The organism is Commensalibacter oyaizuii (genome assembly GCF_029953265.1).
GTDB lineage: Bacteria > Pseudomonadota > Alphaproteobacteria > Acetobacterales > Acetobacteraceae > Commensalibacter > Commensalibacter oyaizuii.
The window spans coordinates 14,331-27,646 of the sequence record NZ_JASBAO010000002.1; the positions used below are offsets into that span (position 1 = coordinate 14,331).

At 32.1% G+C, this 13,316-nt stretch carries 11 protein-coding genes; all 11 read right to left on the reverse strand.

Annotated elements, in window-relative coordinates:
- Positions 1-181 precede the first annotated feature (181 nt).
- The gene (locus tag QJV27_RS10855; RefSeq protein ID WP_281449027.1) at positions 182-1,018 is read right to left on the reverse strand and encodes a replication initiator protein A; all 837 of its coding nucleotides are present in this window, start codon (positions 1,016-1,018) and stop codon (positions 182-184) included.
- A 29-nt stretch (positions 1,019-1,047) separates the two neighbouring features.
- The gene (locus tag QJV27_RS10860; protein WP_281449028.1) at positions 1,048-1,332 is read right to left on the reverse strand and encodes a ribbon-helix-helix domain-containing protein; all 285 of its coding nucleotides are present in this window, start codon (positions 1,330-1,332) and stop codon (positions 1,048-1,050) included.
- 11 nt (positions 1,333-1,343) lie between these two features.
- Complete coding sequence (locus QJV27_RS10865; RefSeq protein WP_281449029.1) at positions 1,344-1,961, reverse strand: AAA family ATPase; 618 nt, start codon at positions 1,959-1,961, stop codon at positions 1,344-1,346.
- An 81-nt stretch (positions 1,962-2,042) separates the two neighbouring features.
- Entirely contained in the window at positions 2,043-3,149 is a 1,107-nt protein-coding gene (locus QJV27_RS10870) for a hypothetical protein (protein ID WP_281449030.1), read from the reverse strand.
- 26 nt (positions 3,150-3,175) lie between these two features.
- On the reverse strand, positions 3,176-4,597 hold the full coding sequence (locus QJV27_RS10875; protein ID WP_281449031.1) for a VasL domain-containing protein: 1,422 nt from the start codon (positions 4,595-4,597) through the stop codon (positions 3,176-3,178).
- 11 nt (positions 4,598-4,608) lie between these two features.
- Positions 4,609-5,034 (reverse strand): type VI secretion system baseplate subunit TssE, encoded by a 426-nt coding sequence (gene tssE / locus QJV27_RS10880; RefSeq protein WP_281449032.1) that lies wholly within the window; start codon positions 5,032-5,034, stop codon positions 4,609-4,611.
- On the reverse strand, positions 5,031-5,576 hold the full coding sequence (tssJ, locus tag QJV27_RS10885; protein ID WP_281449033.1) for a type VI secretion system lipoprotein TssJ: 546 nt from the start codon (positions 5,574-5,576) through the stop codon (positions 5,031-5,033). Before tssJ ends, tssE begins: the two co-directional genes overlap by 4 nt.
- Complete coding sequence (gene tssG, locus QJV27_RS10890; protein ID WP_281449034.1) at positions 5,566-6,645, reverse strand: type VI secretion system baseplate subunit TssG; 1,080 nt, start codon at positions 6,643-6,645, stop codon at positions 5,566-5,568. Before tssG ends, tssJ begins: the two co-directional genes overlap by 11 nt.
- Positions 6,609-8,384 (reverse strand): type VI secretion system baseplate subunit TssF, encoded by a 1,776-nt coding sequence (gene tssF, locus QJV27_RS10895; protein WP_281449035.1) that lies wholly within the window; start codon positions 8,382-8,384, stop codon positions 6,609-6,611. Before tssF ends, tssG begins: the two co-directional genes overlap by 37 nt.
- A 17-nt stretch (positions 8,385-8,401) precedes the next feature.
- Complete coding sequence (gene tssA / locus QJV27_RS10900) at positions 8,402-10,003, reverse strand: type VI secretion system protein TssA (protein ID WP_281449036.1); 1,602 nt, start codon at positions 10,001-10,003, stop codon at positions 8,402-8,404.
- Positions 10,004-10,005: 2 nt separating this feature from the next.
- Positions 10,006-13,299 carry an ImcF-related family protein gene (locus QJV27_RS10905; protein ID WP_281449037.1) on the reverse strand — a complete coding sequence of 1,098 codons (3,294 nt, stop codon included), beginning with the start codon at positions 13,297-13,299 and terminating at the stop codon, positions 10,006-10,008.
- Positions 13,300-13,316 lie beyond the last annotated feature (17 nt).

Genomic DNA, 13,316 nt, shown 5'->3' on the forward strand with positions numbered 1-13,316 from the left:
TTCCTAATGTGCCGAAATTTTATTTATAATACATGGAATATAATAAAAAAACTTTATTTAAGGTGAGTTTTATTACGTTAAAATTGTAAAAATGTTATCCACAAGAATAGCTATCGGCACATTAGGAACGTTTTTAATAAAAAACAATTAAACATATATACAGTATTATTTGTATACATGTTTAATTGTTTTTTGTCAGGATTATCCTAAGTAACGGATTATTATCGTTTCTTTCTATTATTAAATTATATCTAGGTAGTTTATTTTCTTTAACAATTTTATATATTTCATATTTAAATCTACGAAAGCTTCCTTCTACACCACTTTTTTCAAACAAGGTTAATAAAGAAATAGCAAAGCCTTTTTCTCCAGCACCTCCTGCATGTTTACGTGCAACACGATATAACCACCTTTCGCGTCCGCCTGTAATTGAGAAATATAAAGGATCTATTGCGAGAACCCCCCCGTCTGTCAAAATACCTTCATAAAACCATTCAGCTAGAGTAATACTCATGCCTTGACTAATACCAGTAATTTCATCTACATGATCTGTCCAAGATTCAATCCAGCTGAATTGACGTTGTTTTTTTCCTTTGTGTGCTCGAATATTTGTTACAACAGTTGTGGATTGTAGTCTTCCCAAGCTTTCTTTTAACAGTAGATACTGTCTTCCTCCAGTATTTCTGCTAATGGATCGTAGCAAATCATATGGATGAAAATATAGAGTTTTTGAGATATCATTTATTTTTTTTCTTTTCATCTCATTAATACAAGAAGTGGCCCAAATTAGGATATCAGCATCCCAAATAGTTGCCATTCCAAATTCTTGATTTGGATATACATTTACAAAAACACCACCGTCTGGGCTGATATATTCAATAGGTTTTAATCTTTTACGTTTTGCTAAAGAAAAAAACGGGCGCTCCATAGTTTCTCTATGGTCTCGTAGAGGAGCATCAGTAACATATGGTACAAAAAAATCGAATTGGGAATGGCGTGGGTTTTCTTTATTATTCATACGTATACCTGTATACAATTATATATTGTTTAATCGTTTGTTAAGCCACCAATATGAGATTTACCCTTTTTAACGAATAATAAATTAAGGGCTTCTTCTAACAAAGCTTGTACTGTTGTATCTTCTTCTGCTGCAATAATACGTAGTTGTCTTGCAATTTTTGGATCGAAATGACCAGCAATAAGTTTTGTACCAAAGCGAGAGAGATTTTGTTTTTTACTATTATCAATTTTATTGCTATTTTCTTTTTCTTCTTCTATCTGTGGAACAGCACGGTTAATAGCATCCAGTAATAAATTAGATTTATTTTTCATGATTTTTACTTTCATACATGTATACATATATATTTGTATAATTGTTTTATTTCTTTTGCAGCTTTACTGTTTGGCTCATATTCTTGTGCGGTTTGCCCAAATTGTTGTGCACGAGAAAAAGCAATTCTGTTACCTATTTTAATAGGACATAACTCTACACCAAGTTGTTTAACAGCATCTTGAGCTTCTTCTATTTCTTTTCCTGTTGGTGGGCAAAATGTCAAAATGACCGATGATCTTTTACTAAAAGCTTTTATTAAATCAACAGTACGTGTCATTGCGATAATATCTAATACTGCTGGTTTAGTTGGAATTAACACTAAATCTGCAAATTTTGCAGCATCATAGGCTATATCTTTAGCAAAAGGTGGAGTGTCAACAAAAACAAAATTAGCACCAGCATCTTTAGATGCTTTTAGATAATGTTCAAGACGTGCTGGAGGGATTGCAGTAACAGCTAAATTATCTTGATTTTGACGACTATCATTCCAAAATGAAGAGCTTGCTTGAGGATCTAAATCAAGTAGTATAACTTGCTTATTATTTGTTATAGCTTCAACAGCTAGAGCTGTAGATAAAGTGGTTTTTCCTACTCCACCTTTTTGAGAAATAATAGAAATAATTTTCATTTTTACATTCATACATATATAAGATTTTACATAAAAACATATATACTTGTATACATGTTTTTGCAAATAATATTTCTGGTTTTAACTGCAAAAAATCCTGTGTAAAATTATATCGTTTTGAAGTTTATTAAAAACTAATTGTTCTGTTTGTTGTTTTTTAGCAAATTCAAGAGCTATTGCTATACTGAGTATTAGCGATAAAGGTCCTGAAGGGCCAAATGAATAATTAATATTATGAGTAGAAACGGAGATTTGTTGCTTTTCTAGTTCTAAAATAATGTTGGTATTAACACTATCTTCTATATTATTTGTCCATATTGATTTTATTTTGTTGATATCATCACATCCATAGGAAATAAACTGCTTAAAATCATTTTTAATATTATGTAAGGAAAGTGGCATATGGCGACCAATATAACCGCCAGTTTGATTAACATTTTGTTTTCGCTCAAATAATTCTGAGCTCAATAATTGAGCTGTTATAAATTCACTATAACTCTTTTGATTATTGTCCCATAATTGTAATGATAACAGTAATATTATTTTTTTTGTTTCTATTTTATTGTTAAATATTGGAAATATTTCTTCTATATGATGTAAAACATGACAGGGCCTATCATCCCACTGTTGTTTTATCGTGCTTTGATACTCTGTTTCTTTGAAAGAAGAGGTCTCAGGTAGTAATAGAAATATTTCTTGTAAATTACTTTTATAATTAGGGTATTGGTTTTGTAATTGTTGATGAATATCTTCGAAAAGCTCCTTAATAGGAAGATAATGTAGGTGTAAAGGGCGCGCTTTTTGGGGAAAAACAGGAGGAGTATCTGATAATAGATCATTTACTCCATTTTTTTCAGGTGTTAATACAGCGTTTCCTAGTATTGCAATTTTATTTTTCCCCCATTCTTTCCATAAAGAATCAGTCTTATCTATTTCTTTGTTCCAATATTTTGTTAATAAAGAAGACCCTATGTATTTTAATGCCCAAAATACATATAAAATAACCCACCCTAAAATAGTGGGAATTAAACATAATCCAACAATCTGTCTTGGGTTTTCATAGTTTAGAATGAATATTGCAATGATAATTGCAATAATTTGTAGGGATATAAAAAAAATGCTCCAAAACCATAAACTTGGTGGAGAGGAGAGTTCTTTTTTTGTCAAAGTTGGAATGGGCCAGCTCATATGGAAATCTCTAAATAAAAGGTTAATTACTTGGACTGTTGCAGCATATAGTAATAATTAAGAAGCTGTATGAAGCGTATATTTATTTGTTGTTGTAAAGTTGTTGTATCTTGTTGCTGTTTTTTTTGTTCTTTCATTTGCCTTAATAATTCATCTAAAGGTGGGGATTGAAATAAAGGTTTTTGAATAGAAAAAACGATAGATTTTAGCTCTGATACGGTAATGTATTGGCCTCTTCTTTCATCAAGTTCATTTAATCGGTCTAGAAAGCTTTGTAATTGGTTTTGGATTGTTTGATATGTATTGGTTTGTATATATTGGTCTGCTAACTCTTTCTGCTTGTTTTGCCACTGTTTTTGTAATTTTGTAACTTGTGTATTTTGGGGGAATAAAGACTGATATAATTTAATCAAATGATCACCATAATAAATGCTCCATAAAGGCTGTATTTCAATTCGATTAAGGATTTCCTCGCCACTGGTTAAAATATTATCAGTTGTTTCTTTTGAAATTTTATTTTCTGCTAGTTTAGCTAATATATTAATCTGGCTATCTGTTAAATTCTCAGGGAAATAGTGACTATTTACGATAGGAACATTTTTTAAATTTATATATTGATCATAAAATATAGCTCCGTCCGAAATGATACCAATGAACATAATCACACAGGCTCCCGTTATAAATCCTTTCCAAAAACTTTTTTTGGAAGGATTGTTCTCTGATTGAACAAGGGGCATGGAAGATAAAGAAATACTATCTTTAGTTGTTTTTTTATCTTCATTGTTTTCTTCTATAATTAGTTCTTTTTGTTGTTTGGTTAAGTTGGGGATATCATTACTACTTGTGAGGTCTTCATTTTTTTTTTCTTTTATTTTGCCAGCAAGATCAACAGGAACCATATTAGATATTGAATTTTCTTGCTCGAGACGCTCTAATTGCTTGGCTGTTTTTGAGGTAAGACGATATAAATCAGTCATTCCTGTTAAATGTTTAATTTCTAAATCTTGAAAATTTTGACACAAATGATCAAATAATCTTTCAAGATGATAAATAGATGTCAGGTCAGCATAAGAAAATTGATAAGATCGTAAGAATTGTTGAATAGATTTTACTAGCCACGCAATAATTTCAACTCTAATATGTGTTTGCTCTGGCCAAAAATTAAACCAATATTTACCTATAAGTGTATCAATAAGATCTATACCTTTTGTTAATCCTTTTAGCTGGTATAACTTTGTCAGCGCAATGGTATAGAAAGAAAGCGTTTGTAAATCCGCTCCATTTTTGCATAATATAATTTTACAAAGTTCCTCTACTTTTTCCCAGTCAATATCTGGTCGAGCAGGATGGTTTAGTTTTCCCATTTCTTCCTTTAAAGACGTAAATTCTTTTAGTGCAATTGGTGTTTTTCCAATTTTTCCAAACTTATCTGATAATATTGAATTCATATTGCTGCTCTTTAATCGATTTGTTGACGTTGACGTAAATAGTTAATCAGAATACGCCCTTCTGGAGCAAACTCGGTACTAAATCGAACCAATCCTACTTTATGTAAATGTGCTCTTATTGTGTAATATAGATTTCCTGTTTTATCTTCAGAAATCAGATTTACGTTTACAGACTTCAATCTGGGCTCGTACTTTAATAAAACTTTTTGAATAATATTCATTAAATTATAAGCGGACTCAGGTAAATTTTGCAGAATAGAGTGAAGATCAGGAATACCATAATCTGGTAAATGAGCTAGATTGCCTGCACGACAGTTCAGCACTCTTTCAATATTATTCATAACGGATAAAATAATTTTGTCTGTATCATTTACTTGATAGAGATCAAGCTCATCCGTAAAGTTAAAAGTTAACATTTCATATAATGAAGGATTCATTTTTTCTTTTGGTCTTTCAACTCTTTCTTCGTTGGCTTTACAGATAAATTATTTGCATTCACGTCAACTATTCGTGGTTTCTTTTTAATAAGGTAATCTCTACGAATAATTGCTTTCCAATTGTTTTTCTCTAAGTCAGGCTTTCTGAAAAAGGCAACTATAACGATATAAATTGTCTCTTTTTCTAAAGAACGATGTAATAATATTTTCTCATTTGGTTTAAGAATAATATCGTACCTGCTTAGTGTGTTTTGTTTGACAACATCATTTTTTTCTTTTAATAAATCTTTATAGTTAGTTTGCAGAAAAGCCTGATTGTCCTTTATTTGATAAATTCTCACCATTACAGATAGTGGTTGATTATCTTGATCAGGATTTAAGTTTTTATCAGTATTAAATTGCAAGTATAATTCTTTGATATGATGCGCTTTTTCAGGTTCATTAACAGACGCCTGTTGAACGTCTTTTTTAGATGAACCACATCCAGAAAGCACCAGTAAACATATGCTGATGCCTAATAATTTTCGGTTATTAATAGACATAACATACCTCTTCAGCTTGTTTGATTTTAGAAAGAGGTTTTAATCCTTTATATCCCCCTATGTTGACAGTAATAATTTCTTTAGAACGTTCTTTTTTTACTCTTGTTAATCCTAAAATTCCTGTTCGTCCTAATTGAATCTGAGATTTGTTTAATTTAGCATCAGGTAGTACGCGTTTAGGAATGGTTAATTGTATTTTTGCTGTATATCTCCATCCCAGATAAACTCTTAATAAAATTAAAAAATCTATAAATAACTGTCCTCCTGGAAGCCAAGACTTTGCTTCTTCAAAGTCTTCAGTATATAAATTTAAAGCAATTTGGCTATTTACATCTCTTCCAGTCTTTCCCAAAGTATGGCGTATGTTTAAATGAATAGGTGTTTTTGAGCTTAATTTGATGGGGTTAAGTAATGGAATATGTTGAATAGAGTGAGGTTTTACAGTGGCTATAGTATTTTTTGTTAGAACGGATACTAAGGCACTTATCCCCTCAGCATTACGTGTCGGTAGGCGCATTACGCTCAGTAATGCTAAAAAACGTGATATGGGGGTTGCAATATGTTTTTGTGTTCCTGGAATACCTAGGCCTATTAATCCTAATAAACATTGTGACGTTTCATCCGTGCCACCAGATTGAAAAGAAGCAGGGTAAGAATATTTACGCCATATGCGATAATATTGTGTAACTATACGATGATGAAAAATATCTAAGAAAGATGTAACACTTTCATATCCTTCTCTTTTTTGAGAAATATCATCTAAGAATATCGTTGGTAATGGGGAATCAACCCCATATAGTCCCAAAAAAGTTGTTCTAATTGTTGGAGGAAATGATGAATTTGTTTCAGACCATTGAACTTCTTTAAATTCACTAACGGGAAACCCCATATCTTCGACCGACCTAAAACGAATTAAGTCATTTTTAAGTAAAGAGGTTGTTCCAAGCGCAGGGTAATGCACACCTGTTTTTTCTATTAGTTGGCAAAAACGATAGAAATTAATAAATGTGATTTTATCTTCAATTTTTTTAACTAACCAGAAATCTTCTGACTGTGGTTTTCTTTCCATCTAAAACTCTTTCCAGTAGGTTTTAATGTAATTGTTAGCTGGTTAAATAAATGAATATCTGTATATAAACCAAAAAATTGGTTCAACATCTCGCCAAATAGGCAAATATCCCCCTCACCAGAAAATCCGCTACTATTGATTGTTACTTCAATATAAACACCTCTTAACAAGAATCCCTTTTCAAAACGTTGAATTAAAGAGTGCTCCACATGAATAATTGCCTCCAAACGACGACGATTCATTTCATCATCTGTCCAGTCATATAGAGCCAAAGTCCCTCTTAAGATTTCAGCATTATCCAGCATACTTAAAAAATTAGAGCTTAAATGACTAAGAACACGCCAATGAAAACGATCTGTCGAGGGCGGGTAGCATGGCATTGTAGGTGCGCTTAAATTGCGAACTCTAACCTCTAATTGTGTTGAGTGAAGAGGTTGGTTTAATATGCTATTTCGTAAAGCGCTACGTGGGAGTTGTCCATTAGTTGCAGTAATTCTTAGAGATAGAATTTCTTCTTCAAAGTCGAAGTTCTTTTCAAACGCATCACCGCCAAGAATTAACCATGTATCATATAGGCCAGAGGCCCCACGGCGCACTCGCGTATGATAATAACGTTCTGGGGCTGTATGACGTAACATACCTCCACGATGTTGAAAGCTACTAAAGGGGACGAAATCATGTTGTTCAGCACGTTTTGACGATTTTACATGGTCTACAGAATATATTTCAGTATGACCATCCTGAATTCTTAATGGACGTAGCAAATATTCGTGTTGTAAACCTGAAATTCGTAAAGGATCGGCTTCAATTTCAAATAAATTAATAGCAGGCGTGCAATATAGAACAAAATTTTCTTCAGAAAATAGTAAATCTTGTGGCCATAATTTGTTTAAAACAATATCTAGCTCGAACCACTCTATTGCTTCTGGCAACCTAATTTTTTCTAAACCTTTTAAATTTAAGAACATAAATTTCTCTCTAAAAGAGAAATACTCTAATAAAAGTTGATACCCACTAAAGGCAGTTTCTCCTTTTGGCCATAATCGATCTTCTGGATCAAAACCCATAGGAGAAAAACATAAATCTATCGGTTGTCGATCAGAGTTATAAGCATTCGAATAACGGATAAAACTGTGTTGAGCATATCGTGTTAGATAAAGATGCAGGGCAGAGCTAATGGGGGAATCAGCATTCAGATAAATTGGCAAAGAATGGATATGGATATCACTCCATTCAGCTAAATTTCCGCAATTAAATTGAATTCTAATAACTGAACGACCATCTGGCTCATGTAATAATTGAGCATTACTTAATTTTAAAGGAAGTAGTTCTACATCTCTAGTAGACCTATAGCGACACTTTGTTTTTTTAGAACCAATAGGTTGTGAAATAATTTCAAACCCTTTAGATAAAATTTCTGGTTCTTTTAGTTTATGATAGTCCGGAGTTAATTCAACTACCGCCAAAGAGGGGATAGTACGTAAATAATGTGGCCATAATAAACTGACCAAACCTTCAGTTAATTCGGGTAAATCGTCATCCAGCTTTTGGCGCATTTTTCCCATTAAAAAGGAAAAACCTTCAAATAAACGTTCTACATACGGGTCTCTATCGCTAACTTTATCTAAATTTAGCAGTGCAGCACGATCTGGATGAGCTTGAGCAAACTCTTTTCCAGCTTCGCGCAAATACATCATTTCCGCTTCATAGTAACGTAAAATTAAATCATCATGAGCCATTATTGAGCTTTCTCTTTTTAATTAAACAATACGAAGGCTCGAGAGGGGTCTATTGAAACTAGATCAGATAGAAGCTGTTCCATTTTTTCTAATAAGCGCATTTTATCACTTTCGTTACGTTGTGCTTTCATACGTAATAATTTTAAGAAACGGGCTTTAACTTCGAACATTAGCTCGGGCTCCCATAAGTGTAGTTGAAAGGGTTCGGCATCTTTTTCTAATTCTTTTAACAAATGAACAGCCATATCAATTTTGCCACATTGTTCTGTAATGCGTGCCATTAAAAGCCTTTGTAACCAACGGTTTTTTATAGAATCTATACCAGGTATTTGCATTAACCATGTCAAGGTTGCTTCTTCGCCTTCTTTATCGATCATGCTTAAAGCTTCGTTTTCCATATCTAAAATACTATTTTGATCATGAAAAGATGCGTTTGTTTTATCGGCAAATAAATTGGTTTCAGTTAGAAGAACATTTTGTTCAATCCAAGGATGCGTCACCTCATCTGCAAAAGCTGTGCCATCATCATATGTGAGATCATGCAATCCGGGTAAGCGATCTAATAGCATTTGTAGATCGTTCTTGATAATTTTTGCCCATTCTGCATATTCATTATCAGATTTATTTAAAGCTTGGTAAACATACCATTGTATATCAAGCCAAAAATGATTAACGCCTTCCATAAACATGTTTTCGGCTTGCTCTAAAAGTTCTATCCATTTTTGCTGCATATATAAGCGTTTTAGAGCATTTTTTAATTCGCTTCGAGGTGGCGTAAGTCTGGTTTTCTTTTCTGTATCGTGCGAGGGGAGTTGATGTACTGTATCCCATCGAATACAACGCATTAATCTGGCAGAGGAAAGCCATCCTTGTGGTTGTTCGCGTAAGTAAGAGGATAATAAACGTGATTGCTCTAGAAGTTCCCTACCAGATTTGATGGCATTAACAGTAAATTTTTGTTCAGAATTATTTTTTTCTTGAGATGAGATTAAAGAGGAAGATGTGCTGTTTTGTGGAATAATAGTATTAATTCCACCAGAGCTTTCTAATCTATTTTCTAAAATAGTAATTAACCCATTGAGATTTGCACGATTTTCTTCTGACCAATTTTCAAATTGTGACTGTAACCATGCTAGTGCAGCAATAATATTTTTAAAATTATTTTTTTCAACCTCTGGATAAAGAGATAGACTATTTTGTATTTTTACACCACAAAGCCATTCAAAGGCTAGTTTACGCGTGATTGTCCTAGTTGGGAGTAGCTCTTCACCATATTCATGCACTAATGTTGCTAATAATAATAATCCATCAGCAAAACCACTTTCACCGTCTTGATGTAAACGCGCCCAAATATAATAAGTGACGACACGAACATCTTTACAATGATTTTTTAAGAGTTCTTCTGCGTAAATTAAAATATTTTGAGTATTGGTATCCGTTATTTTGCTGATTTCATCACGCATATATTGAAAGTCATCTTCATATGTTGGATCGTTTCCTACTTTACTGACACCAGGAATTGGTAATATCCAATCTTGCCACTTTATAGATGCTTTGCGAGCTTGAGAGATGGCATCTTCTTGTTGAAAGCAACCTGTAATTAGTTTTTTAAGCATCATTATTACTGCTCTTCAAAAATTTGTTGTGGAAATTGGAAGTTTTTTAGGTCTAGAAATGTTAATATTCCTTTTCCATTATCATTTCTTAATAGATATGTTATGGTTTGTTTAGAATGAGGTATCTTCCACGTTAATTGAAAGATATTACTATCAAGCTGTTTAATTTTTGCTTTATCAAGTAAGCGGATAATTCCTAATTTATCATCATATTCTGCTAAATTTTTTAATTTTGATGAATAATCTATAACCGCAAGAGAAGCACCACGAACCTCATCATCTCCAGGCCAATCTACTAATTGCCATTCATCGGCCTGATTAAAATAAATAACTTTTTGGTTATCAATTGAAAACTCACTTCGAATAATTTTTGGAGACGGAACAGCTTGAATCTCAAAATGAAAGCGGGTATCTGGGCTAATAAATAAAGCCTCTGATAATTCATTAAGTTTGTTAATAGCTTGTAAGAACTGAGGATTAAAAACTAAACCATCAGATGCCATAGGATCAACGACCCATATATTTCCTTCTTTATGCATCAGATGCCCAAGTTGAGATTGAATGAATTGATCTAAACGCCCTGTATTTGGGCGCAGATATTGTCCCAATAAATCAAAAGAGACATCATTTTTAGATTTTGAATCAAAAGGATACTTTTTGGAAAAGGCTCTATTCCATTCATCTGCAATATTTTTTTGCCAAGCATTATTCATATTTTGAGAAGCTGGCTGGATTACGGATTGTTTAATTTGCTCTATAGGTTTTACAAATAGAGTATTTCCTAAATCTCCCAAAGAATCCCCTATAAAAGCAGCCATTAACTGACTATATTGACTGGTTTCTGCTAATTGTTCATCTTTTTCTTGAAAAACCATGTTATTAACGGCTCTTGGGTTATTAATTTTAGCAATTTGCTGCAATTTTAATCGAAGTAATGTCACCTTGGTTAAAAATGATTGAATATTAATATTTGTTGTGCCATCTCCTCCTGCTTTTCCCTCTATAATTGCAAATAGAGATCCAAAAGTATCGTCCATGGGATAAGAAACTGTCTCTTTTTGGTTGATAGCATCATCTTTATCATTCCAAAACAATTTACGTGTTGAACGGACTAGAGATCCAGGAATATCCTCTGTTTGTTTTCCTGTTTTGCCTTCATAGTTAATTGTATTAATTAATGCGATAAGAGGAGAACGTTTTACATCAGATAATAAAGTTAATTGCTTTATTGTATTATCAATTGATTGGCTTTGACGCCATTGTATGCTGTTTAGGAATATAGCCCATTTTTTCTGAAAATCATTAAAATAATGATCAGTTAATAATTGTTTAAGTGCTTTATTATCATTGGGATCATTGGCTGTTTCTGGATTATCACTTAAAACCCAATCAACATTTTGTCTTGGCTCCTCAATAGCTTGATCAATAGCTGTTTTAACTTCTTTTTCCCACGCTTTGCGTGTATACACGCCTGGAATAGTTTCTTTTGTAAAAAAAACTTGATTTACATCTGTATTGTTAACAATATTTTTTAACTGTACTTTTGCAAAATGAGGTGATGCTGTTTCTATAATATTATTATATAGGATTTCTTCGACTTTATGATTTCCAATTTGGTGCAATAGTATTTTTCTGGTTTTTTCAACCAATGTCGCATTAAGACTAATCTTCCAATCGGGATGGTTGGGAAGGTTTTGTGCGTAAAATTTTAATAAAGATGGAGCTGTGTTTTCCCAGATTCCTTGAGTGACATTAGGGCGCTCTTGCCAATGTTGGAAAATAACCTCTTCAAAAAACCCTGCATCCATCTTTTCCGGTTTTGCCATCATCAAATATGCTTTTAATAAATCATATGCCTCTTTTACTTGTAAATTATTTGTAGATTTTTTATTATTTTCGATAAAAAAAGTAAGTTTTTGATTAAGTAAAGCAACTACTTGGTTTTGCATCAATCTAAGATTGGCTTGTTTATAATAAGGCCATAATGCTGTTAATTGTTGTGTATTTTTATTTAATCCAAAGCGACTATACCAAGGAGCCCCTTGTCTAACGAGCAGCTGTTTATGAGCTACTTCCTGTTGTAATTGTTTTTGTACTAATAACCCTTGTGCAGTTGGCAATCGTTCATTCATAGCTTGAGAGGCTAATTTCGAATTGTGAATGATTGAATTCTTATTAATAAAATAAGAAGCAATATTTCCGATCCCCCATATTAAGATTAATCCTATACATCCAAGCTGTAATTTTTCAGCATTAGATAAGCTAATACGTTTGGGATGGACGTAATCTAAATGATTGGCAATTGCCCTCCAATTAGAGTGTTGAAACCAATTTTTTTGATAGGTCGATTTGGTATTTAATCTTTGAGAAAACATTAAACCCATTAAATATAGGGGTGTTTTTCCACCTATAAATGATTTTAAATTATTTGCTAATTGTTCTTTTCCACCACTCAATAAATCAGATGCTAGTTGAAGTAAATAAGTGTTTTTATGATTCTCAGTTAAAGGCATTATCCCAGCAGAAATCAAGGAAGGGATAAAAGAAGATAATGACTCTTGTAGGGTTTTTACAGAAATGTGATTTGATAATGCACAATAAATGGGCTGAGAAAAAATCTTTTCATTATCATTGTTCTCATTATGAACCATCCATATATAAAAAGGAATTCTAACCTTTAACTTTTGATAAACTTGATGAATATCAAGAGAAATACTTTGTTCAGAGATGGCATCATATAGATAGTTAGTCGATGTGATGAAAACGATTCCATCAATAGGACGTCCTCGTAACTTACAGAATTGAATCACATTTTCGCAGGATAATGTTGTATTTTCATTATACAACCACAAAAAAACTGTTTTTTTATCCTCTTTCCATAGGGTTTGAGTAAAATCAGAAGACAAATTATAGATATTTTCCTTTTCTCCAAAAATAATAATAATCTTTGTTTTATATTTCCACAATAAACCATACTTATTTTTTAAGTATTTTCGAAGAGTCAAATAAATAGTTTTTATGTATTCGTTTGAATAATTACTTTTTAATTGATCTTTTGGTCTTAGTATAACAATTTTTTTTCTATTATTAATAAAAGAAAATATATTAAATAATATTAAAAATATAAACATTAATAGTGAGAATATTTCATAAATTCTAACGATAGATAAAGCAAAAAACTGTTTTTGAATTGCAGTTTCTATAAAAGAATAATTAAAACATAAAAATAGAATGGACAATACAATAGGTAAAATGAATAACCATTCATAATTAAAAGATTTTTTTCTATTTTTATCCATTAAATCACTCAAAGGTA